This window comes from Schlesneria paludicola DSM 18645, from assembly GCF_000255655.1.
Taxonomy (GTDB): Bacteria; Planctomycetota; Planctomycetia; order Planctomycetales; family Planctomycetaceae; genus Schlesneria; species Schlesneria paludicola.
This window is the reverse complement of sequence record NZ_JH636435.1, coordinates 1,625,188-1,651,776: the sequence shown is the minus strand read 5'-3', so window position 1 is coordinate 1,651,776 and position 26,589 is coordinate 1,625,188. Positions and strand designations below refer to the sequence as shown.

19 protein-coding genes are annotated in these 26,589 nt (G+C 57.4%); 14 read left to right on the top strand and 5 right to left on the bottom strand.

The features are described 5' to 3' along the window. The first annotated feature begins 187 nt into the window (after positions 1–187). On the top strand, positions 188–1,183 hold the full coding sequence (nadA, locus tag OSO_RS0124445) for a quinolinate synthase NadA (protein ID WP_010585697.1): 996 nt from the start codon (positions 188–190) through the stop codon (positions 1,181–1,183). A gap of 57 nt (positions 1,184–1,240) precedes the next feature. Here the strand turns inward: nadA and OSO_RS0124440 are convergent, their stop codons facing one another. Then, on the bottom strand, positions 1,241–2,887 hold the full coding sequence (locus tag OSO_RS0124440) for an alpha/beta hydrolase (RefSeq protein WP_010585696.1): 1,647 nt from the start codon (positions 2,885–2,887) through the stop codon (positions 1,241–1,243). 262 nt (positions 2,888–3,149) lie between these two features. Here OSO_RS0124440 and OSO_RS48490 point away from each other — a divergent pair, with 262 nt between their 5' ends. Beyond that, entirely contained in the window at positions 3,150–3,938 is a 789-nt protein-coding gene (locus tag OSO_RS48490; protein WP_010585695.1) for a BON domain-containing protein, read from the top strand. 36 nt (positions 3,939–3,974) lie between these two features. Here the strand turns inward: OSO_RS48490 and OSO_RS44945 are convergent, their stop codons facing one another. After that, entirely contained in the window at positions 3,975–5,153 is a 1,179-nt protein-coding gene (locus OSO_RS44945; protein ID WP_010585694.1) for an amidohydrolase/deacetylase family metallohydrolase, read from the bottom strand. 625 nt (positions 5,154–5,778) lie between these two features. On the opposite strand from OSO_RS44945, the gene OSO_RS0124410 reads away from it, so the two are divergent. The 3 genes from OSO_RS0124410 to OSO_RS44940 all read left to right on the top strand — a co-directional run bounded on the left by OSO_RS0124410 (position 5,779) and on the right by OSO_RS44940 (position 11,370). Next, on the top strand, positions 5,779–7,998 hold the full coding sequence (locus OSO_RS0124410; RefSeq protein WP_010585692.1) for a DUF1549 and DUF1553 domain-containing protein: 2,220 nt from the start codon (positions 5,779–5,781) through the stop codon (positions 7,996–7,998). 84 nt (positions 7,999–8,082) lie between these two features. After that, positions 8,083–9,414, top strand: a complete 1,332-nt coding sequence (locus tag OSO_RS0124405; RefSeq protein WP_010585691.1) for a DUF1501 domain-containing protein — start codon at positions 8,083–8,085, stop codon at positions 9,412–9,414. A gap of 276 nt (positions 9,415–9,690) precedes the next feature. Then, positions 9,691–11,370 (top strand): PPC domain-containing protein, encoded by a 1,680-nt coding sequence (locus OSO_RS44940; protein ID WP_050986186.1) that lies wholly within the window; start codon positions 9,691–9,693, stop codon positions 11,368–11,370. A gap of 40 nt (positions 11,371–11,410) precedes the next feature. Here the strand turns inward: OSO_RS44940 and OSO_RS0124395 are convergent, their stop codons facing one another. Next, positions 11,411–12,796: an RtcB family protein gene (locus OSO_RS0124395; protein ID WP_010585689.1), complete on the bottom strand. Its 1,386-nt coding sequence runs from the start codon at positions 12,794–12,796 to the stop codon at positions 11,411–11,413. A gap of 315 nt (positions 12,797–13,111) precedes the next feature. Between OSO_RS0124395 and OSO_RS0124385 the strand changes: the two genes are divergently transcribed. The 5 genes from OSO_RS0124385 to OSO_RS48475 all read left to right on the top strand — a co-directional run bounded on the left by OSO_RS0124385 (position 13,112) and on the right by OSO_RS48475 (position 17,504). Continuing rightward, positions 13,112–13,330 (top strand): hypothetical protein, encoded by a 219-nt coding sequence (locus OSO_RS0124385; RefSeq protein WP_157605424.1) that lies wholly within the window; start codon positions 13,112–13,114, stop codon positions 13,328–13,330. A 12-nt stretch (positions 13,331–13,342) separates the two neighbouring features. After that, positions 13,343–14,590 carry a beta-ketoacyl-[acyl-carrier-protein] synthase family protein gene (locus OSO_RS44935; protein ID WP_010585686.1) on the top strand — a complete coding sequence of 416 codons (1,248 nt, stop codon included), beginning with the start codon at positions 13,343–13,345 and terminating at the stop codon, positions 14,588–14,590. 200 nt (positions 14,591–14,790) lie between these two features. Further along, the gene (locus tag OSO_RS48485; RefSeq protein WP_010585685.1) at positions 14,791–16,035 is read left to right on the top strand and encodes a L,D-transpeptidase family protein; all 1,245 of its coding nucleotides are present in this window, start codon (positions 14,791–14,793) and stop codon (positions 16,033–16,035) included. A 348-nt stretch (positions 16,036–16,383) separates the two neighbouring features. Next, on the top strand, positions 16,384–17,109 hold the full coding sequence (locus OSO_RS48480; RefSeq protein WP_010585684.1) for a tyrosine-type recombinase/integrase: 726 nt from the start codon (positions 16,384–16,386) through the stop codon (positions 17,107–17,109). Continuing rightward, positions 17,106–17,504, top strand: a complete 399-nt coding sequence (locus OSO_RS48475) for an acyl carrier protein (protein ID WP_010585683.1) — start codon at positions 17,106–17,108, stop codon at positions 17,502–17,504. The genes OSO_RS48480 and OSO_RS48475 overlap by 4 nt, the downstream gene beginning before the upstream one ends. Before the next feature lie 19 nt (positions 17,505–17,523). Here the strand turns inward: OSO_RS48475 and OSO_RS0124360 are convergent, their stop codons facing one another. Beyond that, positions 17,524–19,113 (bottom strand): hypothetical protein, encoded by a 1,590-nt coding sequence (locus OSO_RS0124360; RefSeq protein WP_010585682.1) that lies wholly within the window; start codon positions 19,111–19,113, stop codon positions 17,524–17,526. Between the two features lie 939 nt (positions 19,114–20,052). Here OSO_RS0124360 and OSO_RS0124350 point away from each other — a divergent pair. Continuing rightward, on the top strand, positions 20,053–22,218 hold the full coding sequence (locus OSO_RS0124350) for a DUF1549 and DUF1553 domain-containing protein (RefSeq protein WP_202799972.1): 2,166 nt from the start codon (positions 20,053–20,055) through the stop codon (positions 22,216–22,218). Here the strand turns inward: OSO_RS0124350 and OSO_RS52075 are convergent. Continuing rightward, entirely contained in the window at positions 22,215–22,415 is a 201-nt protein-coding gene (locus tag OSO_RS52075; protein WP_010585680.1) for a hypothetical protein, read from the bottom strand. The two genes, OSO_RS0124350 and OSO_RS52075, sit on opposite strands and share 4 nt — an antisense overlap. Between OSO_RS52075 and OSO_RS0124345 the strand changes: the two genes are divergently transcribed. Genes OSO_RS0124345 through OSO_RS0124335 form a run of 3 tightly spaced genes read left to right on the top strand, consistent with a single transcriptional unit; the run spans position 22,414 to position 26,548 of the window. Continuing rightward, positions 22,414–24,672, top strand: a complete 2,259-nt coding sequence (locus OSO_RS0124345; RefSeq protein WP_010585679.1) for a PPC domain-containing protein — start codon at positions 22,414–22,416, stop codon at positions 24,670–24,672. The genes OSO_RS52075 and OSO_RS0124345 overlap by 2 nt on opposite strands. Continuing rightward, the gene (locus OSO_RS0124340) at positions 24,669–26,120 is read left to right on the top strand and encodes a DUF1501 domain-containing protein (protein ID WP_010585678.1); all 1,452 of its coding nucleotides are present in this window, start codon (positions 24,669–24,671) and stop codon (positions 26,118–26,120) included. The genes OSO_RS0124345 and OSO_RS0124340 overlap by 4 nt, the downstream gene beginning before the upstream one ends. 32 nt (positions 26,121–26,152) lie before the next feature. Beyond that, complete coding sequence (locus OSO_RS0124335) at positions 26,153–26,548, top strand: VOC family protein (RefSeq protein WP_010585677.1); 396 nt, start codon at positions 26,153–26,155, stop codon at positions 26,546–26,548. Positions 26,549–26,589 lie beyond the last annotated feature (41 nt).

Below are 26,589 nucleotides of genomic sequence, written 5' to 3'. Positions count from 1 at the left end.
GCTTTGCCGCCTGTATAGAATTGGTGAACCGGGGTCCGTGTTTGTGCGTCCAACTGCCGAAGACTGATCGGCGGGTCAACTGAGACAATCGCAAGCCAGGTGCCCGTTCCGTGACCACTGAATTCGCTTCGCAGAATTCGCTTCAGAGTATTCGCCACGATTTATTGAAGAATTGGCAGGAAATTCGATGGAACTCCCCGTCATCAACTCATCTGCTCCCGTCGAAGTCTATGAAGATCCCTTGGAAGTCATGGACGAGATCGATTACCTGAAGAAAGAACGCGACGCGTCGATTCTGGCCCACTTTTACGTCGACGGAGATTTGCAGGACATTGCCGATTTTACGGGCGATAGCCTGAAGCTGGCTCGCGACGCGACACGCGTCAAAAGCTCGACGATCGTCTTTTGCGGCGTCCACTTCATGGGTGAATCTGCCAAGATTCTCAGCCCCGAAAAACGCGTGTTGATGCCCGACCTGCTGGCGGGGTGTTCACTGGCAGAGAGTTGCCCGGCAGACAAGCTGGCGGCGTTCCAGGCCGATCTACGGGCCCAGGGTCACGATTTCCAGACAGTCGCTTACATTAATACGACCGCCGCCGTGAAATCGCTGTGTGACTGGATTGTGACGAGCGGCAATGCACGCGAGATCATCGATCGTGTTCCCGCCGACAAAGAAATCCTGTTCGTCCCCGATCAACATCTGGGACGCTATCTGAGCAACGTCACGGGCCGCCCGATGATTCTGTGGCCGGGTTCCTGCATGGTGCACGAAGTGTTCAGCGTGCAGGATCTGCTGCGCGCCAAACGGAATAACCCCGGCTCGATCGTGCTGGCGCATCCCGAATGTCCCGCCAATATTCTGGAAGTGGCTGACATGATCGGCGGCACTGAAAAAATGCGGAAGTACGTCTCGTCGCTCTCCGAGCCCAAGACGTTCCTGGTCGCTACCGAAGCCAACATGATCCACCCCCTGAAGAAGCTGGCACCGCAGCATGAGTACATTCCAGTCCCTGGGATCATGACCTCAACCGGCGAAACCTGTGCCTGCAATCGCTGTCCGCACATGGCCCGAAATACACTGCAGAAGGTGCGAGACTGTTTGAAGTTTCAGCGTCCGGAAATTGAGTGGCAGCCGTATTTCTCGCAGGCTCAGGAAGTGCTGCGACGCAGTCTGCTGGATTGAATCAAGCCGAAGATCTTACTTCACCGTGGAGAATCGTCGTTGGATGAGTCTTGCGGACTACCGCGGTGACTCTAGCAGCAGGAAGAGCACGTTGTCGGTGAACCCGGGATCGCTCGTCAGCCCCAGGTGGTCGGCGAACAGAAAGTTCACACTGGTCCATTTGATCGGTGTGACCAGTCGCGGTGTCCATTTTGTACCGGTGGAATAGCGTTCGTCCATCAGGGCACTCGGGCGACTCACTTTGCCGTCACCGGGTTGCATGGCCGTCATCGTCAACGTGCCACGATTGTCCACGCGGTACTGCGTGATCGTGGGATGCGCGTCGCCGGCGATCAGGTGAATGGTGGTCCCCTCTGGTGGCTTGGCAGGGGCGTCCATCGCTGCGTGAAAGGCACGGGCGCGAGCGAGGCATTTGCTCAAATGGTCGTACACGATCTGCTGACGCTCTTGAGGATCGGACACTTCCGGCAGCAGTTCTCGGACGATGTGTTGTTGCCGGGGATCAAGTAACCCCCAGCGAAACTGGCCCCAGACGCGCGGGTCCATGATATCGACTCCTCGCCGGTCCCCCTCGGCGACGACCGGGTTCTGCCGACTGCGGGGAAGCAACTGGTACAGAGCGGGCATCGTTCCCAGAATCGCCGCCTCGTAGCGGGGTAGGAATCGAGACAGCGTTTCGCCCTGGATCAGATTGGCGATGGTATCGACCGATCCTGCATTCGGGGTGCCGATCATGATCAGTCGGGCGACATGTTCCGCACCGGCCCAGGTCAAGGGGGCGGCGGATTGATCCGCTGACAGGTCGGCGTCGCCATATTGAAGGTAATAGCGAGCGATCAGGCCCCCCATGGAATGCGCGACGATATCAAACCGAACCGGTTCGAAGTCGTCACCATAGCGTTTGCGGCGTTCCGATTCGACGTAAGCCTTCTTGTCGAGAATGAACTGATGTAACCGACGTGCGTTTTCCACATTGTCACGACGCCAGTCGTAGGCGAACTGAAAGGAATTGTAACTTTGGTTGCCGTAGTCGATGTTGGCCAGATTGGTCTGGGCGTCGCGATAGCCGCCGATTCCCAGCGCATTCAGCAGATCGCGGTAGGCATTGATCTGAAACGGAATTCCCAACAGGCGAACGTCAAGCGCATCCAAGGTTCCCACCGCTTTGACGGCATCCGTCAGGGCGCTCAACGGCTGCCCCTGACTCATCGGGAGTGCGATCATGCGGGCACCCCAGGGAGTGTGCGGATCGATGCTGTCTCCTCCGAATTGACCCCAGACCACTTGTCCCGATCGCTGGTCAACCAGGCGTGAGCCCAAAACTCCTGGAATGACGATGACCGGGTTTCGATCGCGGTCGTCGGATTGCGCGGTCCGGCGGTAAATATGAGTCAGGTCCGGAACGTTCGACGAACTGCGGGCAGTGCTCGTGACGGCATTGGGATCGGAGACCGGGCTCGTGTTGATGATCGTCGTTGAACCGGTCAGCAGCGTCGAATTTCCGTCCAAATCAGGTCCGAACGCCGGCTGTGACGAAGCGACGGGAGTCGGGACAGCGTCGGACGGAAGTGAGGAATAGTCCGCTGGCAGAACAACCGGGTTTCCGTAGTTCTGCAGTTGGGGAGTGGACAGGCAGCCAAAGGTTGTCAGCGCGCACGCGAGCAGCGCAAAGACAAACCCTAACTGTCGTGCCCTCCCTGGCATGCTTGGCCTCATCTGAATCGTGCGTTAGCCGGAGTTTTCGCAGAATTACAAAAACCGGCAAATTCTGCCGCGCAGAGCATAGAAAATGCAGGCCGTGGCGCAAAGGTGAACTCCAGCGCGATCGACGCAACCTGAATTCCCGATCAGGCGAAAACAACTGGTTGACGGCAACGAATATTGTCGAGAAGATTTTGTCTGCAGAGTGAATCGTGCCGCATGTCGGCTGCGACACCTGTCAGGTTGAGCCGAGGGAAATCGTGTCATGCGACAAATTGCTCTCTATGCCGCTCTGATCTCGATCAGTGCCGGGTTCCCGGTTTCTGCGATCGCCCAGTTTGGCGGGGGGGGTACTGGCAACCAAAGCGGATTTGGCGGTTCCGGTGGCACAGGTGGTTTTGGGGGAACTGGTGGACTGGGTGGCATCGGTTCGGGCGGGCTTGGCGGCACGTCCGGTCGTGGAGGTGCCGGGGGCGGACTTGGTGGTGGACTTGGTGGCACCACCAACGGTCTCGGTGGGGCCGGCGGATTCGGTCAGACCGGTACCCAGGGTGCAATGAACGGTCAGCAACAGGGCCAGAATTTCCTCGGCCGAAATACCAATACAAATCAGTTTTTGGGTCGCAATATCCAGGGCCAGGGCCAAGGATTGCAGGGAAACCAGAACAACGGCAATCGTCGCGCTGGCGGCAATGGCAATCGAAATAACAACAATCCGAACAATCAGGGAAACCAGATGAACGGCGGCCAGAATGGCGGTGGCCAGGCGTCGCAGTTGCCTCCGGTTCGTCCTCGACAAATGGTTGGATTTACGTACTCTAAGCCACAGTTGGCTGCGGTTTCGACCAAGCTGGAAGTCCGACTTCGAAAGATGTCGTCGCTCACGGACGTTAATATGACGGTCGAACCCACGGGCGAATTGGTGCTGCGTGGACAAGCTGCCTCTCGGCATGACGCAAAGCTGGCGGAGGATATGGCTCGTATGGAGCCGGGTGTGAACGTCGTTCGCAATGAGATGACGTATCCCGACCCCAAACCAGAACCGGTCGACTGACATTGTCTGTTGCAGATTCGGTTCCGCGCCCGTCCTTCAGTTGGAAGGACAGAAAACCGGATGCGGTAACACGCGAAGCGGACAGCCAGCGCGGAAGACGTGCGTCGGCTCCAGGTGCTCAGTCCCAATTTCTGTGTTCCCTTCGGCGTCCATCAGCGGAAACGATCCGCTCATCCGGTCCAAAACCGTAATATCTGCCACGGCACCGACACGCAGGGTTCCCAGATCGTCTTCGCGACCCAGAAACCGGGCTGGCAACTGCGTTGTGCGGCGGATGACCTCGACCAGGTCCATTCCCAAGTGCAAAAACTTGTCCATCGTCGTGACAAGATCGAAGACCGGGCCGTCCAAATTGTAATGATGGATGTCGCTGGAGATGAAATCGGGGATCACGTTCTGCTGGAGCAGGTTGCGAGCCACCTGGAAGTTGAAGCTCGAGAACCCATGTCCGACGTCCAGCAGCACTTTGTCATCCAGATGTTTGCGAATGTCGGGAATCAATTTGCGTTCAGAGTCGACCAGTCCACAACGCTTTCCATGAAAGCAATGCGTCAAGACGTCGCCCGGTCTCAATTGATCCAGTACATGGTGAATGGACAGCGACGAGTCGGGGCTGTGCACCACCAGCGGTAGTCCGACCATGTCGGCCGCTCTGCGGGCGCGGGCCAGTCCCTCTGCTTCGTTACGTCCCCCCTCTGCCAGATTCGCCGTACAGCGAATCTTGATCCCCTTGATCACATCACCATGTTCTTCGACCACACGTTTCACGGTATCGAGATCGCAATATCGCAGGTCATGCAGTTCACCGAGAAGCGGTGGATCGCCGACGCTTCCGATCAGACCTTGACCGGCGATATGCAGGAGCGCAAGCACCCGCGTTTGGACCTCATCAATCACATACCGCCTGAAGCCCCCGAAAATCAGTCCGCCCGCGGTACCAAAGTCGAGCACCGTCGTCACGCCGCGAGAGAGGCATGTCGGATCAGTCTCGATTCCGAAATGGCTGACGCCGGGAAAAACATGCACGTGGAAGTCGATCAGGCCGGGGACGACCAGTTTCCCCGCGACATCGATCGTTTCTCGCGCGGGTGCAGCGGGCGTTGATGGATCGAGGACGGCCGCGACACGGCGACCATTGACTGCAATATTCCGTGGTTCATTCAGGTTCTGCGCGGGATCAATCAGGTGGCCACCGCGAATCAACAGGTCAAACATGAAGGCTTCCTACGGGCTTCAAATTTCCAAGCCTCCGATCTTAGGCAGACGTTTGTCGCCGATCGGATCATGGAAAACTGATATGAAATAGCAAATTTGAGTGCTGTTTGAGTTGTTGAAAGCTTCGTCTTCCAGGCAGCAACGCAAGCGTTTTTTGTAAGAGTGACATCGTTTTTTGTTGCGGACGCAACGCTTCCAGCATTTGTTCGGTCGGCAGATTCCAATCTGTCGAACTTTTGACCACAACTCATGACTGGATCGGTTGTAGTTGTTGAGTCCGTTGCGGATGTGCAATTACGACGATTGAATCATTGAAGATGGGGTTTGTGCACGAGTCATTTCGTCAATGTCGCCGACGAAAGTAGCATCTCGAGTGCCGAATCGTCCGGACGCTTCGGGAAAGTGAAGATTTGTCGTGAAATCTTCACTGACAACGGACGTTGTCGGGCCCCTTGGAAAACCCGAATTCGACCCGAGTTTGTGCTAAAATCTGTTTCGGTGACGCTTGGATTCCGATAAGCTATAGTTGATGGATTTTGATAAAAAAAACAAAAAGTCAGCCTGCGCGGCTCTCCCTGAGCCTGCTGGATCACCTGCAGAGTTTTACTCGATGAGCCATTGGCAAATGTCCTTCGCCCGAACGTCATACGTCATCCGAAGTCTCGTGATTGTCGGATGTTTGTCTGCCGTGCCCGCAATCGTTCGGGCTGCAGAGAAATCGACCGAAGCAGTGACGTTTGAATCCGACGTGCAGCCGCTGCTGACGCGACTGGGGTGCAATGCGGGGCCTTGTCACGGTAAATCCCGTGGCCAGAACGGGTTTGCGCTTTCGCTGCTAGGATTTGATTCGGATTTTGACTATGCGGCGCTCGTTCGAGAAGCCCGCGGACGTCGTGTGTTCGCCGCTGCACCGGAAGAGAGCTTGCTTCTGCGTAAGGCTGTCGGCCAGCTTCCCCACGGGGGTGGAAAGCGGTTTGAGATTGGCAGCCCGCCCTACGAACAGATTCGAGCGTGGATTCATGACGGAGCCCCGCGCACTCCGGCGGACGCTCCGAAATTGGTTCGAGTCATCGCCGAGCCCGCCAGTCAGAGTCTGGCGCCACAGCAGCAGTTCCCGCTGCGAGTGATCGCGGAATATTCCGATGGACATCGCCGCGATGTGACGGATGGAGCGGCCTTTCAATCGAATGACCGCACGATCGCCGCGATTGCCCCAGCGGGTGATGGGATCGTGCAAGCCGGTCCAGTTCCCGGTGAAGCTGCGATCATGGCCCGCTACATGAACCATATTGCCGTCTGCACGGTGACGATCCCTCTGCCTGGAAACGTTCCCGATGCCGACTACCAACAATTACCGCGTCTCAGTGCGATCGACGATCTGGTCTGGCAAAAGCTGAAACTTCTGGGAATGACCCCGTCGCCCCCAGCAAACGATGCGACGTTCCATCGTCGGGCTTTCGTGCGAGCCATCGGACGATTGCCGACGCCCGACGAAACGCGGGCCTATCTGGCGGACCAATCGCCCAATAAGCGTGAGGCACTCGTTGACGGACTGCTCGACCGACCCGAGTATGCCGATTTCTGGGCGAACAAATGGGCCGATCTGCTTCGTCCCAATCCTTACCGCGCAGGGATCAAATCGGTCTGGAATCTCGACGCGTGGCTGCGGGATGCATTCCGCAAGAACATGCCATACGATCAGTTCGTTCGCGAACTTTTGACCGCTCAGGGAAGTACCTGGAAGAACGGCGCGACGGTGATCTTCCGCGATCGGCCGGAACCTATCGAAATCGGCGCGTCCGTCAGCCAATTGTTCCTGGGAGTTCGACTGGAATGCGCCAAATGTCATCATCACCCGTTTGAAGTCTGGAGCCAGGACGACTTCTTCGGATTTGCCTCATTCTTTTCGCGCATCGGCCATAAGGGCGAAGGTCTGTCGCCACCCATCTCGGGCGGGGAAGAGATGATCTTCACCAAAAGCTCCGGACAGCTGCTTCACGGTCATACCGGTCAGCCGGTGGCTCCGAAAACATTGACAGGAGTTCCACTGACATTCGGCCCCGATGAAGACCCGCGCGAAGCACTCGTCGCCTGGATGACCGACTCGTCAAACCACTACTTCCCGCGTGTCATGGCGAATCGCGTCTGGGCGGAAATCATGGGACAGGGTCTGGTTGATCCCGTCGACGATATCCGCGCGACTAACCCCGCCACGAACGAAATTCTGCTCGATCATCTGGCGAACGAATTCCGTCAGAATGGTTACGACATCAAGAAGTTGATCCGTTCGATCATGACGACGCATGTGTTCCGACTCAGCTCGGTCCCGAACGATCGCAATATTTCCGACGTGAAAAACTTCTCGCGTTACTACCGTCGGCGAATGCGCGCCGAAATTCTGTTGGACGCGGTGAACGACGTGCTGGAATCGGAAGAAGAATTCGCCGCGACGCCGCCGGGTTCGCGTGCGATGCAGATGTGGACGTTCCGTTCAACATCGCTGTTCCTCGACACGTTCGGTCGGCCTGACTTGAACCAGGACCCACCCTGTGAGCGTTCCACTGAAACGACGACGCCGCAGGCCCTGCACTTGATGAACTCGCCACTGCTCAACAAGAAAATTGTGCTTGATACCTCGCGTCCGGCCAAGCTGGCGGCCAGCGATTGGACGAATGAGGCGATTGTGGACGAAGCCTACTTGTGGGCCTACAGCCGACTTCCTCGTGACGAGGAACGTCGAGCGGCCGTGGAATACTTGCCCGCGGCGGCGGCCGAACGACGCAAAGCGGTTGAAGATCTGTTCTGGGCGCTGCTCAATACGCCCGAGTTCTCATTCGTGGACTGACGCGAGTGAGTGCGGCCTGGAGCAGATCTTGTCAGCAGATTGAAGAATCAGACGGATTGAGGACGGAAGAGGGGAAACTGCTTCATGACCGTATATCAAAACTGTGATGGATTTGGACGGCGCGATTGCCTGAAGCTCGGCCTGGGGGCACTGCTTGGCGGCGGATTCGTTAATTCGTTGCGGGCACGGGGGCACGCTCAGGATGGTTCCGCGCGAAAGACCAGTTGCATCCTGGTCTGGCTCGACGGCGGACCCAGCCATTTTGAAACGTTCGATCCGAAACCTGACGCACCTGCGGAAATTCGGGGTGATTGCCAGCCGATCAGTACCAAAACGCCGGGTTTGTACTTCTCCGAAAATATGACGAAGTTGGCTGCGATCAGCGACAAGCTGACGATCGTGCGGTCGATTCGTCATGATCAAAACAACCATGGTGCCGGCAATCACTACATGATGACGGGCGCACCGACGCGAATCCCCGTCAGCTGCGGTGCCTATGTCAGTTTTCATCCCAGTATGGGTTCGGTGGTCTCGTTTGAACGCGGTGCGAAAGACGGTCTGCCACCCTACTTCTCGATTCCCGATATGGCACGTTCGGGAGGCCCCAACTTCCTCGGTGCACGCCATGCCCCGTTCGTTGTCAGCGATGATCCGAACAACAAGGCGTTCATCGTCCGTGACGTGACGGTTCCCAAAGAACTGGACGAAGGTCGAGAGCTCGGTCGCCGCAACATGCGGTTGAAGTTGGATCAATTCCAGCGATTCCACGACCGAGCGGCCGGCGATCCTGTTGCAGGGGCAGATGAAAACTATCAGCAAGCCGTGTCGTTGATGACCTCTCCGGCCGCGCAGCGTGCGTTTGAGATCCACCGCGAACCCGACGCCGTTCGCGATGCGTATGGCCGCAATACGTTTGGTCAACAAGCACTGCTGGCGCGACGCCTGGTCGAAGCCGGTGTGCCGTTTGTGACTTTGCATAGCGGTGGCTGGGATCACCATTCGGACATCTTCAATGCGTTCAAGAAAAAGGGAAAGAACACCGATGCGGTCGTCGCTCGTCTGATCGAAGACCTCGACGAACGTGGCCTGCTCGATACGACGCTGGTCATCGTCATGGGTGAGTTCGGACGCACGCCGAAGCTCTCGACGCTGCCCGGCCAAACAACCGTCGGCCGCGATCACTGGTCGAGCGCGATCTCGGTCCTGTTCGCTGGCTGCGGGACACCTCGCGGACAGGTCGTCGGTGCCACCGATCGACACGGCTATTCGGCCGTGGAAAAGGTCTATGCCCCCGAAAATCTGGTCTCGAGCGTCTACCTGAAGCTCGGCATCAACCCCGACAAGATTCTGTACACCGGCGCTGGTCGCCCCACCCACCTGGTGAGTGACTCGCGCCCCATCGCAGAAATCATGTAATCACAACCCGCATTTGCCTTCTCCGTGTCTCTGTGTCTCTGTGTCTCGCTCACCACCAATGTGCTTCCGATGTACGGTTCGCGTTCAAGTGGGTCCAGTGGGGGAAGCGAGACACAGAGGCACGGAGACACAGAGAAGGCAAAGAACTTGTTCGGTAAGTGATTGCGCTCCGGTTGTGCAGTGAATTGGTCTCTCTGTCGAGTTCTCTTGATGGTTTCTGCTGTGATGAACGCCGGTTGCTTCCTTGGCTCGATGACGTCTTCCCGTCGTTCCCGCATGCGATCGTTTGCCTTGCTGATCGCGGCTTTGGTTCTTGCGGGACAGGCTTTTGCGGCGGCGCCGACGCTCACGCATCTGTTCCCGGCGGGTGGACAGCGCGGCACGAAAGTCACCGTGACCTGTACCGGCACATTCACCTGGCCTCCCAAGATCTGGGCGCCGGGTGTCGATGCCACGGCGCTGGCCGATTCGGGAAAGATTGACGTGACCATTCCCGCTGACCTCGCGGCCGATCGAGTGTGGATTCGGCTGTACGATGCCGAAGGCGCTTCGGTGGCGGTGCCGTTTTTGATCGGCAGCCTGAAGGAAGTCGATGAGGTTGAACCGAACGAAAAACCGCGTGCGGCCCAAGTCATCGGTGAAACCAACGTCACGGTGAACGGGGCCTTCAAAGACGCCGATGTCGACTGCTATTCCGTGCAATTGTCCGCGTCACAGACACTCGTCGCGGCACTCGATGCCAATACGCGAATTGGATCGCCGATGGATTCAATTCTGCAAATCGTGGCTCCCGACGGAATCGTACTGGCCGAGAATCATGACGATCTCAACCTTGATCCGCGGTTGGCGTTTACTGCCCCGAAAGCGGGAACGTACATCGTTCGGATCTTCGCGTTTCCCGCGACTCCCAACACGACGATCCGCTTCAACGGAGGGGCGGGACATCTCTACCGGTTGACGTTGACCACCGGCCCCTACGCGACGCACGCCCTGCCCTTGTCCGCTCCGCTGTCCAATCCGGGGACGGTCTCGGTGGCGGGCTGGAATATCCCGACGGGCACACAACTCAGCATCGTTCCCTTTGGGGGAAATCGTCTGAGCCAGGATCAGGAACTGGAAGTTCTGGATGACTTCCGAAGGTCGTCGGAAATTCGCCTCGGCTTTGCGTCGACGCCCGATTTCTCCATCGCGACTCGCGTTCGTCTGGTGCCGAGTACGGTGACGATGCAACTCGACGCGGCCGATCCCAAACGACCTGTCATCGCTCCACTGTCCTCCTCGATCACTGGTTGTTTGAAAGTTGCGAAACAAACCGATCACTATCGAATCCCCGTGACCAAGGGGCAGCAATTGATTGTGTCTGCGGAATCACGAACGCTCGAGATTCCCCTAGATCTTGTCATGACATTGTCTGATCCAACGGGGAAGGCTGTGGCCGATGTCGACGACGTGGCCGGATCGCGCGACGTCTCGGTCGTGCATACCGCCGCACTCGATGGTGAATACCAACTGACGATCGGTGACCGCTTTCGCCAAGGTGGCGATCGTTGCTGGTACCTGTTGACCGTGCGCGGTGAACAACCTGACTTCGAACTGTCGGTCAGTACCGATCAAATCGTGGTCGCGCCGGATAAGCCGACCGAAATCCCTGTCAAGATTCTTCGCCGCGAGACCGCCCCCACCGCGACGGGCGCGATTGAAGTGAAAGTGACGGGGTTGCCGGAGGGTGTCACCGCTGCCGCTGTCGTCTCTGAACCAAGCTCGCCAACGGCCGCCGAAGTGAAATTGTCCTTCACAACGACGGGTATGCCATTTTCCGGGCCGATCCAAATTGTCGGCAAGACGGCACTGCCGCAAGAAATGGAACGGTTTGCGCGAACACCGGCTCGCCTGGGCTATGCTTTCGAATCATTCTGGATCACCGCCACGGCGGCCCCGGCGGAAAAACCGAAATAGGCCGTGCCACGGAATCTGCAATCGCCCAGTGCCTTGCTAATCAATCTTCGGCCCGTCCATCATCACTCATCTTGACGATCCGGGGATCGAATCGCGCCACGATCTCGACCAGGTCTTGTTGCGCGTTCATCACGTCGAGGATGTTTTTATACGCGTACGGGACCTCGTCGGCACCGGCCGAGATCACTCGTACACCTTTGACTTCCAGGTCGCGCTGTACCGATCGCCAGGTGTATTTCTCGCGTGCGGCCGTGCGACTCATCCTTCGTCCTGCCCCGTGTGAGGCGGACCGGAAGCTGGCTGCGTTTCCCTTGCCACGGACGACAAACGCAGGATCAGCCATCGACCCGGGGATCACACCGAGTTCGCCCGAGGCCGCGGGAGTCGCGCCTTTGCGATGCACGATCATCTCGCGGCCATCATGCACTTCTTTCCACGCGAAGTTGTGGTGGTTTTCAATCCCGGAAATGATCTTGCCCCCCACAATCTGCGAAACGAGTCGATGGATGACATCATGATTCGCCGCAGCGTACTCCCCCATCAGGCTCATCGCGGCCCAGTACTCTTGCCCGGCTTCACTCGCCAGATCCAGCCATGCCAATCGGCCGACATCTTCGTAGCGCTTGGGTAGTGAGGCCCTGGCAATGTTGCTGTACGTGTCGCAGACGGCGGCTCCGGTCCCGCGACTTCCGCTATGACTCATGAGCGCCACATATTCGCCCGCGTCCAAACCCAGCTCCTCATCGCGCTGTGATAATGTCATCACACCAAACTCGACGAAGTGATTTCCAGAACCTGACGTTCCCAATTGACGCCAGGCCTTATCCCGGTGCTCGCGCGTGATCCGCGTCACAGTCCAATCGGCATCCATCACTGCATGCTGTTGGGGCCGTTCATGCGCGCTCCCGATTCCGAAACGCGTCCCCTTATCCAAGGCCGATTTGAAGCGATGAAAGTTTTCGGACAGCTCCGTGGTCGGAATATCCAGAACCGACAGCTTCATGCGGCAAGCGATGTCCACACCGACCGCATAGGGAACCACGGCGTTTTCCAGCGCCAGCACACCACCGATCGGCAGTCCATAACCGACATGCGCATCGGGCATCAGAGCCGCACCGACCGCCATGGGCAACGCACATGCCTGACGCATCTGAGCCCGGCAGGCATCATCGATGTCTGTTCCCCAGACCTCGTAACCAATCGGTTCCGGACGAACGAACTCGGCGGCTTCGATCAGATCACGGGCCAGTTGTCCAAAGTGCGGATGGGTTTCGTATGCCTTCGGTTCGGCCATGACGCTGGCAATCAACTCCTTGATCGCCTTGCCTTTGGCCTTGCCGTCTTTTGCCGCCTGTTGAATTCCCGCAATCGCCGCCGTCAGGCATTCGTCGGGCACCCCCAATTTCCGCAATTGCGATGTATTCATTCTAAGGCAATCCTTGGGGCCATTGAGTGGCCTTTTTTCCCGGGAGCGACAACCGTCGTCCAATTCGGTTGTCCGGCGTTGACGGACACGAAGCAAGTTCGAAAGGTTACTGGCAAATTGAAAAAAAGTCGTTCCTGATTCGAGATTTCGGGATGATGAGATCGCAGGAAACACTCTTTCCACGCTCGAACCCGTCCAGAATTTCGGTGTTCGTTTCTGTCTTTCATCGATCACTGTTGCGGTACGATGAGCCGTCGCGTAATGATAAGGGCAAGAAATAACCGCTGATCCGTGATGATGCGGAGCGAAACTGAGATGTTGACCGTGCGACACTACCGATTCTGTTTGCTGTTTTGCTGTCTGACGTTGATCGTCGGGCTCGAACCCGCGTCGGCACAGCCCGCCGGAAACAATGTCGCGATGCCGGCCAATACGACTGTCGTGACGCGCAGTTTTTATGTCGAAGGGGCCATTGTGGCATTGTTGTTTGCGGGGGCTGTCTACGCTGTCGGCCGATCGAGCCGCCGGGTTTGAGCCGAACAATCAATGTCTACGCGTGAGCCTTGTCGAATCGTTGTCACCGGAATTGGACTGTGTACGCCGTTCGGACCCGATCGTGAGTCGTCCTGGCGTGAAATCGTCGCAGGGCACAGCCGTACTCGTTGGTTGAACGCCCCACACTGGACGGGTGATTCGTTCATGGCGGGGGCTCCCGTTTGGCTTCCTGATCATAATCATCGTCGGCATCGTGAACCGCTCGTGGATCTGGCGCTCACCACGGCGGCCGAATCGCTCGACCATGCTGGACTCGATTCCGCCACGCTGGCGGAAATGGATGTCGGCATCGTCTTTGGCACCAGCAAGGGCGGATTGCATACCTTTTCACGCCTGTTCGAGAATCAGCGTGCGGTGGGAAGTCATCCGTCGTTGTCCGGCCGCGACACCGACGGCACGGCGGATTGGTTGGATGTGTTTCCGAATCAACCCGCGGTGGCGATTTCCCGCCTGATCGGCGGATCAGGTCCTGTGCTGTGCCCGATTGCCGCATGTGCCACCGGCCTGGCGGCCTGCCTGCGCGGGGCGGAACTGATTCAAAGCGGTGGGTGCGACATCGTCTTGGCAGGCAGTTCCGATGCCTCGCTGCAGCCCGCCCTGCTCGGCTCCTTCCGGCGATTGGGAGTGGTCTCGCGCGAGTCCGAAGATCCTGCGACGGCGTGCCGTCCGTTTGATCGTCGTCGATCCGGGTTTGTCGTTGGCGAAGGGGCCGCATGCCTGGTGCTTGAACGGCTGGATTCGGCGCTCCAACGTGGAGCGAAAATCGAAGCCGAATGGCTCGGCGGAAGAATGCTGACGGATCCGTTTGGATTGACACAACTTGACCCCGAAGGTCAGTCGCTGAAACGGCTGTTGAGTGATCTGCGGACCCTCGACTCTGCCACTCCTGACTACATCAACCTGCACGGCACCGGCACTCTGGCCAATGACTCGGTCGAATGCCAGGCGATTCGGACGGTGTTCGGATCGGCGACAGACGACTTCACCTGTTCCAGCTTGAAAGGCGGGATGGGGCATCTGTTGGGGGCGGCGGGCAGCGTTGAACTGGCGGCGACCGTGCTTGCCATTCGCGATCAAGTTGCGCCGCCGACCGTGAATCTGACCGAAATCGATGCGGACTGTACATTGAATCATGTGGCAGGCATCGCTCGCCCTCAACAAATCGATCGTGCCTGGAAGCTGTCGCTGGGGTTTGGCGGGCACCTGGCGGGGGCCTGTCTGGGGCGATTTGATCGCTGACACAATCGTGTGGTCTGCGATAAGTCGTTTTTGGATATGTTGTTGCGCCTTCGTTTGAAGGTTCGTGTAGCCGCAGATTTCGCGTTCTGTTAGAACCCCCGCCCATGTGTCACCTCGTCGATACGGGAACCGCGTAAAGTTCTTTACGTCCCGTGTCGTTGATTGATCATATCGCACTCTCTCGTCACGGAAGACGCTCTATGTTCCGCGGTCACATGCCAGCGTTGACGCTGTTCGTGTTTGGCATTGGAATCGGTATTGGACTCTGCTGGAGTAGCGGGTTCATTCCGCTCTCGTACTCGCCTGCAAAAAGTGGCACGCTCAGTGTTGAGGTGGCCCGTCGCGAGCCGTTGCCAGCGCCCAACGATTCGATATCGGATGCCGCTCGCCGTCTTGCAATCGAGGCGGCCAACGAAGAACGCGATGTGGTTGCCCAGCAGACCGAACCCGAAGTGGATGCGTCACCGATTGTGACCGCCAGTTCGCGCCAGTCGGTCGATCGTTCCTCGACGGCATCGGAACGCCGCACGGCCGATTCGTCAGTCGATGAATTTGAGGGTTCCAACGCGGCAGAGAACCGGCCCGGGCCACCAATTCGGCTTCGGCGTGCCGCGGCGAAAATGGATCCCTCGCAAGGCGTGCGTGAAACCGCTCGTGAAAAAGCACGCATCAAGGCCGCGGCGTATCAGGATCCGAGTACCACGGAAAGCGACAACCGCGAATTGCGAACTGAAACGCGAACCGAAGAACAGTCGCTCAAGGAACGTCTGGCCGCGGCGGAAGACAAACTGGCGGCGGGCGAGACACTGGTCGCCCATCGTGAATTCTCGAAGCTCTATTGGGACCACAAAGAGTTCCGACCCCAGCTTCAGGAAATCATCGATAGCACCGCCCGCGCGATTTTCTTCGATGCCAAACCACACTACGTCGATCCCTACGAAGTGGAACCCGGAAACCAACTGCGGGTGATTGCGAAGAAGTATCAGTTGTCAGCGGAATACCTGGCAAAATTGAATCGCGTCGATCCCCGTCGAATTCAAATTGGTCAGAAGCTGAAGGTGATGAAGGGACCCTTCGGGGCCGTCGTCGATCTGAAAGAATTCGCGTTGACGGTGCATTTGCAGGGCTACTACGTCAAGCGTTACGAGGTCGGCATCGGGAAAGACAGTTCCTCGCCGCTTGGCAAATTTGCCGTTCTCGACAAGATGGAAAACCCACAGTACACCGATAGCCGAACCGGCAAGGTTATCGAAGGAAACGATCCACAGAATCCGCTGGGAAAACGCTGGATTTCGCTGGGCAATAGCTACGGCATCCACGGAACCATTGACCCCGACTCCATCGGCAAGGCCGAATCCCGCGGCTGCATCCGCATGCGCGACCGCGACATCATCGAAGTCTACGACTTCCTGGTCAAAGGCTCGGAAGTCATGCTGCGCGAGTGATCGAAAGCCCCCCGATTTTCCTCGTCCCTTCGTTACTAAAATCTGCGGTTTATCCTCGATCCCAAGCTCCGCTTTTCCTCGTTCCCAAGGTCCCCTTGGGAACGCCTCTTCATGAAGCGCCGCTGACGCAGAATCGAAGATCCGAGAACGAACCGGTGTGTTGCGACAAAGGGGACTGGCTCCGCAAGGTGCCTGTCCCCTTTGTCGCAACACGGTTGAGATCGCCTTCGCGCTCTGGCGTCACTCTCTTGCCTAAACGTCCTCCAACGCAGCGACTACAGAAACGCATCTTTACAAATCAATAATGGTGCGTTAAGTTGTGTGCAACAAAACTAATCGGAGATGAGTATGAAGAAGGCGTCGCAAGCACAGGCTCCCTGGGACATCACCGCTGATATGTTTCTTTCTGAACGCGAGGTCACTGAACTTCTCGCGTTCATTCGTGATCGTCAAACCGCCACTTCCGGTGATGCTCGCACGCGAGCGACCGTTGATCGGCTGATTATCGAGATCCTGCTATTCTCGGGACTCAGAAACTCAGAACTTTGCCATTTGCGAGTCCGCGATGCCCTTGAGGGAAAGGCACTCTCTGCCATCCGCGTGCTGGGGACACCGAAACAGGACCGGTGGGTCTACATCCCCGCCAATCTCTGGTGCGCGATCGAGCAGTACATCCGGGAAACGCGAGGGGGTGGTGCTGCGGATGACGCAAATCTGGATGAACAATCACAGACGTTGATCTTGAATGAACGCGGCCGGCCCTATGATCGGACCGCTCTTTATCGGCGCGTGGTCCGGATTCTGACCGAGGCGGGTTTAAAGGATCGCGCCAGTGTGCAATTGCTCCGGCACACCTACGGCTTTCTCGCCTACAAGCGAACCGGGGGAAACCTGTTGTTTGTCCAGCAACAACTTGGACACGCCCATCCGATGGTGACGGCCATCTATGCCCAATTCGTCGAATTCTCGTATTCCCATCTCGCCAATCACGTCGGTGGCGAGGTTCACGCTGAACCTCTCAGCGCGCCGAAACGACTGACGAAACCCACTCGTGATAAAGGAAAATCCGCATGACTCGTCGTTATGATCGCGATCAAATTCTGGCGGGACTGATTCTGGATGTCGCGGAGTGCCTGCAGATTGAACCGGACGAAGTGGTGGTCGATGGTTCGTTCTTCGGCGACCTCGGCGGCGAATCGATCGAGATCCTCGATCTGACATTTCGGATCAGAAAACGTTTTGGAATCTCCATCCGCCAAGAGGATCTGATGGAAGGCTGGGACCGCAACGAGGATGGTCAATTGACCGCCGAAGCGATTGTCAGACTGCACGAGCGGCTGCCTGGCATCGATTGGACGTCGCGACTTGGCGATCGGCCAATAATCGATCCACGTGACATGCTCACAATCGATGTCATTGCAGAGGTCGTCTACATGTCACAATCCGATCCTTCGTCCTGTGGACGATGACTGCACCGATCGATTCCGGTTACAGCCCGAGAAGCTGTTTCGCGCGGGTGAGGATCTTCTGGGCTGTGCTCGGTTCGGGGGCTTTCAACATTTGCAGCGTCACCGCGACCTTGGGAACGAGGACGACGTCGATCTTGGTGACTTCACAGGGCTTCAGATCCGCTTGGATGTTGCTGCGATACGGAGGCCGTTCGAAACCTTTGATGACCCATTTGTCGTTCTCAATGTCGAATCCTTCTGGACCATATCCGGGCAAATTCGTGATGCGGCAGTTCCCCTTGGCGTCCGTCACCGCCCCATAACTCGTTTCGACCAAATCCGGTCGGGTGGTTGTCCGATCCATAAATCGCTTGCGGAGTTCCCGCAGTTGCTCGGTTATTGAGGTCGCTCGTTCTGGCACATCCTTTTCGAAGGCCGTCGCGACTCCAAAAAGAGAGCTGCCGTTCACGCCAACCTGGATGTTGGGACTGAAATCGACTCGAATCCCTTCGAGCGGGGTTCCCAACGAATTGGTGATATGGATGTCGCATTGGGCACACGGTTCCATCGGAATCGTATGAATGGTGGACTCGTCTTTCAGCTCGATGAATTGCGGTACGACGCGCCGTTCGAGAACCCGCACATAGGCGGGAACAGTCGAGGTGGCAGGCAGTTGGCTGACGTAACCCTCACACCAGGCATGAAGTGAGATCAAGGACGTCGGTGGCAGCGCCCGAAATTCAAATTCCCCCGCCTCGTTCACTTTGGTCCAGGTCTTCCAGGTGTAAGATTCATCATGCCGTGTCGGCATCGGGACCGTGACATCGGTCACGTTAACGATGACGTATCCATTTTTCACCGGCTGAGGCACATCCAAACGTCCGCGAAAATGCATCCCGGGGCGAACCACGACCTCGCGATCTTCCGTCTTTCCTGCGACCGCATCAAACACAATGGCATCGCTGAACCGCAGATTCTCTGGGTCGGTTCGATCAATGACTCGCAGTGTGTGCAGTCCGGGAGTGCAAACGGGCGAGATCTTGTTTCCCGCGCCATCGTCTTCCCAAACCTGAATACGGAATGATTGCGAGATCGTTCCATACACTTCGCCGACGGGCTCGTCAGAGTTCTCACGCTTCACATGAACTCGCAGTCGCCCCCCCTGCTTCAATTGCAGACGATGGACCGGTTTGACTCGCCCCACGGTTTCCAGCCGACATTCGGCTCCTTGGTTGACGCAGTAATCCGGGTGTTCCACGACCAGACAAACGGTGGATGTGACGAGTGCGGTTTCCCGATTGACCCATTTTGGATAGGTCACTTCAGCCAACCCATTTTCGTTCGTCACCGAGGACGTATACGGCCCATGCTCCTCTTCACGCCACGAATACCAGGAGCCCTGATCCTGCACGGCCCGCAACCCATGCGGGGTGACCGTCGCACCGGCCACCCGATTCTCCTGCTCATCCAGGACCACCACTTCAAATGTTCCGCCAATCTCAAACGGCGGCGTGGCAAATGGGTCCGGTGATACAACGAGATAGCCGAGACCGCCGCATATCACGATGGCCAACAAAAGTGCCAGACTTCGTTTTCGGCGATACCAGGGACGTTTGGAGGAAGTCGCCAAGATCAGGCCCTATTCAATTGGGAATCGAAATCGCCGTCGCACGCACGCCGGGCACAACGCCTCAACGAGAGTAAGTCGAAATGTCTCTGTTTTCAATCAAGAGCCTCTCGCGCCTAAATTCCATTCCTGCAAATTCTGCATTTTTGACTTTCCTCTGTGTCTCCGTGCCTTAGTGTCTCCCTAGCCCCCGCTGGGCCCACTTGGACGTTTGGTGTACTTCGGGTGCACATCGGTAGGGTGGGTAAACACAGAGGCACGGAGACACGGAGGACGTAAAACGCGGTCAAGTTTCCAAACGTTTGGAAACAACGTCTGTTTCGGTCCAGACAGATGCGCCGAAATTCGTATCATTCCCCTGGTTGCAGAGTTCTTTTGACTTGCGAAGGGAAATCTTCGGCCAAGACCGAAGCCACTAATCCATTCGGATTCTGGAACATCGTCATGCGTTCACACCATCTTCAGGACTCGACCACGGTATCGATCGGTACATCAGTACCGTGCGAGAGGCGATTTTTGCAGTCATTCAAGGACGGATCAGCGAGCATATTGCTCAAGCCGCTCAAGATGGTTAAATCGAATGAGCACACCTAAGTCCTGAATAGATAGGATGATATAAAACATATCGCTCAATATGATCAAGTCGATCAAATTTTCAGTTCGTGAGACTGCGATCGGTATGCCGAGGTTGTTTGGGGTGAATAGGTTGCGGCCTTCCCACGAGGCCCTGTATCAAAAGCGGACGTTTCTTGTTCGACGCGTCAAAAGAATTTGATGTGTTCGCTTTGAATGTCCGGTAAAGTGAACTAAGCTATTTCTTAGCCTCATTTTGCAATCCCCGCCTCGACTGGAAATGAAATGCTCCCACCCGGAACGACAGCCCGGCCGCAATCAGTTTCAAGGCGGATTTCGTGTTTCAGCGTCGTGGTTGGCGGATTCTTGATGACGGCCGCTCTCACGTCGGCGGACGACCGCCCCGTCAGCTTCATGAATGAGATTGCCCCCATCCTGACGAAAGCCGGCTGCAATGCGGGCGTGTGCCATGCGAAAGCGGGCAACGGTCAGAACGGTTTTCAGCTCTCACTGCTCGGATTCGAACCGCAGGAAGACTACGAGCATCTCGCCAAAGAAGCCCGAGGCCGACGGTTGTTTGCGGGATCGCCCGACCAAAGCCTGCTGCTGCAGAAGGCGTCTGGTCGGCTGCCACATGGCGGCGGTGTGCGTTTGAATGCAACCTCGAACGAATACGCTTTGATTCGCGAATGGATCAAGCAAGGTGCCCCCTTCGACGCCGCAGACGCACCCACGTTGGTTTCGTTCGCCGTCGAACCTGACCACGCGACGCTCGCACGAAAATCGGAAACGCCACTGCATGCCGTCGCGCGCTACTCTGATGGCACCATTCGTGATGTCACCGCGATGGCGTTGTATGAGACCAATGATGTGGCGATGGCAGAAGTCACTCCGGGTGGCGTCGTCAAAGTCATGGATATTTCCGGAAACGTCGCCGTGATGGTGCGTTATCAGGGGCGAGTCGCCGTCTTCAGTGCGTCGGTTCCCCTGGGGGCTCCGGTTGATTCGCTCCCCCCCTCGAAAAACTTCATTGATGATCAGGCGTTCGCGAATCTTCGCGTGATTGGTGTCCCTCCCTCGCCCGTCTGCGACGATTCGACCTTCATCCGTCGGGTGACGCTGGATGTCGCCGGACGACTGCCAACCGAGGAAGAAGTGTCCTCGTTTCTGGCGAGTAATGAACCCGACAAACGCGACCAGTGGATCGACACACTGTTGCGAAGTACGGACTATGCCGACTTCTTCGCCGGAAAATGGACGGCGACATTAAAGAATCGGCGTGACGATGCCAGCGACACCATTGCGAACTTTGCCTTCCATGCCTGGGTGCGCGACAGTCTGCTGGCGAACAAACCGTACGATCAATTCGTGCGCGAGCTGTTGGCGGCAACAGGCACCGTGATTGGGAATCCTCCCGTTGCGTGGTACAAACGCGTCAAAGAACCGAAGCAGCAACTGGAAGACGTGGCGCAACTGTTCCTGGGTGTTCGCATGCAATGTGCCCAGTGCCATCATCATCCGTTTGAACGGTGGAGCCAGGACGATTACTACTCGTTGGGCGCGTTCTTTACGCAAGTCGGCCGCAAGCCTTCGGCGACGCGGGGCGAAGATCTGATTTTCCACAAACGCGGCGTCGCAACGGCGACCAATATCAAGACCGGAATCGCACTCAGGCCCGCGGCGCTGGGTGACAAGCTCCCTGAAATCGCACCCGATGAAGACCCTCGGCTAAAGTTGGCGGATTGGATGCGTTCACCCGAGAATCCCTTCTTCGCGAAAGCTTTGGTCAACCGCTACTGGAAGCACTTCTTTCATCGGGGCTTGATCGAACCGGAAGACGATATCCGTGACACCAACCCTCCCACGAATCCCGCGCTGCTGGACGCCCTCGCGAAAAGTTTTATCGCCAGTGGATTTGATATGAAGGAACTGGTCCGGGCCATCACCCGTTCGCAGACATATCAGTTAAGCGAACTGCCCAACGAGTACAATCTGGTCGACCGCCAGAACTACTCGCGCTACTACCCGCGTCGATTGCAGGCCGAGGTGCTGCTCGATGCGATTGACCAACTGGCAGGTAGTCAGACCGATTTTGCCAGTCTGCCCCCCGGCACGCGAGCCATCGCCCTTCCCGACAATAGTTACAACCGTTCATCACCTTTCCTGCGCGTTTTTGGACGGCCTGAAGGCGAAAGCGTCTGCGAATGCGAACGCGTGCAGTCGTCCAGCTTGGCGCAAAGTCTGCATCTCATCAATTCGGCCGATATCAAATCCAAATTGGCGACGGCAGGCGGTCGTGCAGAACGACTGGCGAAAGCCGACACACCCCCCGAATTGAAAGTCCGAGAACTGTATCTGGCGGCGTTCGCACGCGAGCCGCGAGCCAATGAATTGCAAACCGCCGTAGCCTATTTGAATGAACCGCGTGTTGACGCCAATGGCAGCACCGTCGAAACGCAGCAGGCGAATCGCGAGAACTTTCAGGACCTGATCTGGGCGTTGATCAATTCCAAAGAATTCCTCTTCAACCACTAATGAATCAGACCGTTCCGCCGACGTTCGGGACGGAATGCGGCGGACGTTGCCAGTACGATTGATGAACACCAGCAGGATGTTTGGTAGAGGGGACGGCGGAACTCGCCATCCTGGATTCCAACTGTGACTACGATGATGCGGAAGGTGATCGAGATGAGTCGTAACCTGATGAATTCGGCCAGGACGGAACGTCGCATGGGCAATCCCAGAACCTGGGTGCTGCTGTTGGGGTTGGGGCTGGGTCTGGTCGGTGGAACGTCTGTCGAGGCACAGTCCGTCGCCCTGCCTGCCCCGCGTCTGCTGACCACCATGCCGATGGGTGGAAAAGTTGGCACACGTGTCGAGATCACAATCACCGGCGAAAACCTGGAAGACGCCGATGAGATGACGTTTTCCGACAAACGAATCACGGCGACTCACAAAGTCGACGCCGCGGGAAAGCCCGAAGCAAACAAGTACCTTGTCGACATCGCCGCGGAGTGTCCCGTGGGATTGCACGAAGCCCGCGTCATGACGCGGCTGGGGGTCTCGACCTCGCGAATTTTTTCGGTGGGAACGCTGAGCGAAGTCGTCCAATCCCAGCCGAATCGCACGCTCGCGACGGCGATTGAACTGACGATGAACGCGGTCTGCAACGCCGTTATGACACCGCGGGCCGTCGACTACTATTCCTTTCATGCGACGAAGGGCCAGCGTGTCGTCGTCGATTGTTCCGCACGCGGGATTGATTCGAAACTTGACGCGGTCCTCGTGATCGCCGATGCCAAAGGCCGAGATCTGCTGGTCGAACGGCGGAGCGGTTGGTTGGACTATCTCGTTCCTGAAGACGGGACGTACGTCATCAAGGTGCATGAACTGACGTACGGTGGCGGTCCGGCATTTTTCTACCGACTGGCGCTACGAGAGTTTCCCGTTGGGGCCTCGGTCGAGCGGATGCCATCGTCCAAGACCGTCAGTTCCTTCTCGTGGCCGCCCGAAGGACTTGCGGTTCAGGCGGCGGCCGCCGAAGTCGAGCCGAACAATGATCGATTGCGCGCCCAAAAAATCACGTTGCCTTGCGATATCGCAGGATCATTCTATCCGGCCGCGGATGTGGATGTTTTTGAATTTGAAGCTAAAAAGGGTGAGGTCTGGTGGGTCGAAGTTGCCTCGGAACGATTCGGATTGCCAACCGATCCCGCGGTGCTGGTTCAGCACGTCACAAAGACGGGTGAAACCGAGAAATTGACCGACGTGGCCGAACTGAGCGACATTCCCAGCCCAGTCAAAGTCTCGAGCAATGGCTATGCCTATGATGGCCCGCCTTACAACGCAGGATCGTCCGATGTTCTGGGGAAAATTGTCATACAAGAAGATGGCCTGCATCGTCTGCAGTTGACCGACTTGTTCGGTGGTACGCGTCTTGATCCGCGCAACGTCTATCGGCTGGTGATTCGTCAGGCGGCTCCGGAATTTGCATTGGTGGCCTGGGCCCTGCACATGGAGTTGCGAAACGGTGATCGAAACGCCCTCTCGAAGCCCTTGGCCCTGCGTGGTGGTGCCACGATGGCGCTCGAGGTCGTCGCCGTTCGCCGTGATGGTTTTGATGGTGACATCGATCTGTTGATGGAAGGACTTCCGGAAGGGGTCACGGCCACCGGATTGAAAATACCCGCTGGCCAGTCGCGCGGAATTATGCTCGTCACCGCACAGCCGAATGCCCCGCGGGCCTTCGCGTCGGCCAAATTGATGGGTCGCGGTTTGGTGGGAGAAACGACGATCACGCGGCCCTGCCATCTGGCGTCGTTTGCATGGCCGATACCCGATTCGTGGGGCGAGATTCCCAATCCCCGTTTGATGGCCGATGTGCCGGTTTCGGTCAGTGGTTATGAACTGGCACCGCTCACGATTTCGCCTGCCAATCGTGGTGTGCTGACTGTGACGGCAGGTGAAAAGCTGACGATTCCGCTGGTTCAGGCCCGCCGCACGGAATTCTCGGGGGCGACCATGAATTTGCGGACGTTTGGTGCGGGCTTCGACAAGAATCGCTCGTTCGACGTTTCACTCACCGCCGATAGTGCGGAAGCGGTGATTGATTTGGGGGCGCTGAAAACCCCACCGGGTGACTATGTGATCGCGTTCTACGGGGGGGCCGTGGCGAAGTACCGGCATCATCCTGAAGAAGTGACCGCTGCGGAAGCCGCACATCGGCAGGCTCAAAGCGATCAGGCGGCCGCGGATGCGGAAGTCCAAAAACTGACAGACGCGGTAAATGCCGCCGCTGTGGAAAAGAAGGCGGAAGCGGATCAGTCACTGGAGCAGGCCGTCACGCGACAAAAGGCGGCTGTGACCGCGACGGCGCTGGCGGCAGAACGACTGAAAAAGGCTACGCAAGTGGCCACGCCAAATGATCTGGTCGATATTGTTGTTTCCGAACCGATTGCGATTCACGTCAATCCTGCGGAGAAAAAATGAGTAGCCACTTCAATGCATCGGTCAACAACTGCTCGGGTCCTATTGGGCCTTTGTCCGGACCACGGCGATCATTCTTGCAGGCAGGACTGGCTGGCTTTGCGACGCTCAGTTTGCCGGGCATTCTCCGGCTGCAAGCGCGGAATCGTCTACACGCGAGTGAGACCGGCAAGTCTCCCAGCGAAAAGACGGCGGTGATCATGGTCTGGCAACCCGGTGGGTTGTCGCACATCGATTCGTTCGATCCCAAGCCGACGGCGGCCAGCGAGTATCGTGGTCCCTTCGAAACGATCGCGACCAAAGTTCCAGGGCTTCGGTTTACGGAGCTATTCCCGCTGCACGCGCAGTTGGCCGATCGGTTCACCGTCTTGAGGTCGATGAATCAGACGGCAGGAGGGCATCCGGCCGGTTCGATGCAATTGCTGTCGGGCGATCCCGATACGCGAGACAAGGTGAAGCCCCGCTTTCCCGACTGGATGACCGTCGCAAACTATATGCGGTCCCAGGAAGGGCCACGCCGTAACCCGTTGCCCGCCTATGTGGGGATCAATCCTCCTCTCGAATACAACGGCCCGGCCTACTTGGGCGATGCCTACTCGCCGTTCACGGTGATGGGCGACCCGAATCAGCCAACGTTCTCGGTGCCGAACATCGGTCTGACAGATTCCGGCGAAGTCAAACGCCTGGATCGCCGGTCGAACCTTCGCCGGAATCTTGACACGCTGGAACGCACGTTCGACCAACAGCGAGAGCTGCTGGCATTGGATGAGTTCGAATCGCAGGCGATGACGCTCCTGACGAACCCCAAAACGAAAGACGCGTTCGATCTCAGCCGCGAAGATGATAAGACGCGCGATCGATACGGTCGTAACTCCTGGGGCCAACAGTTGCTGATGGCACGGCGGTTGGTCGAAGCGGGCGTTGAGGTGATGACAACCAGTCTGAGCGGACCGCTGTGTGGCCGCGTCCAGAACTGGGACGATCACGCCGTCAATCACAACGTTTTCGAGGCGATGAAATTCCGCGCTGCCGCGTATGACCGTGCCGTGACCGCGCTCATCGAAGACATTTACGAGCGGGGGCTGGATAAACGGGTGATGGTCGTGATCACCGGTGAATTCGGTCGGACGCCCAAAATTGAATACTCACCAAGTACCGGCGCCGGCGATGCCAGTGCCCCCGCGGGAACGATCCAACCTGGTCGCGACCACTGGCCACGTGCGTTCTGTAACGTGTGGGCGGGCGGGGGAATTCAAACGGGCCGCGTGATCGGAGCCACCGACAAACGCGGTGAGGATGTCGTCGAGCGACGATGTGGTCCAGGTGATTTCCTGGCCACGCTCTATCAGCACCTGGGAATCGATTCGGCGAATACGCTGATTCGTGACTTCAACGGACGGCCGACTCCCATTGTCGATCATGGAAAGCCGATTTCCGAATTGATGGGCTGAACCCAACTGATGGGGTGAAGGAGTGTCGTGCCATGTATATCCCTCCCGGGTTCAATACCGTCACGCCTTATTTTTTCGTGAAAGATGCCGGGGCGTTCGTCACGTTTCTGGTCGACGGCCTGGGCGGTGTCGAGAGCTTACGCAGCCTGAGAGAGGATGGCTGCATCGCGAATGTACAGGTGCAACTCGGCACGTCGACCGTCATGGTGAGTGAGGCGTCCGATAATTTCGGTCCGATGGCCAGTTCATTTTATCTGTACGTTGAAAACGCGGACGAATCGATGCGACGAGCGCTCGACCATGGTGCGATCCTGATCATGGATGTCGGCGATCAACCCTATGGAGATCGTCAGGGTGGTGTGAAGGACACACACGGGAATATCTGGTGGATCTCGGAACGAATCGTCCACGCTCCGTATTCGCTCTGAACTTGAAGCCACGACCTTGAGGCTTCACTTCCTAAGGAAGC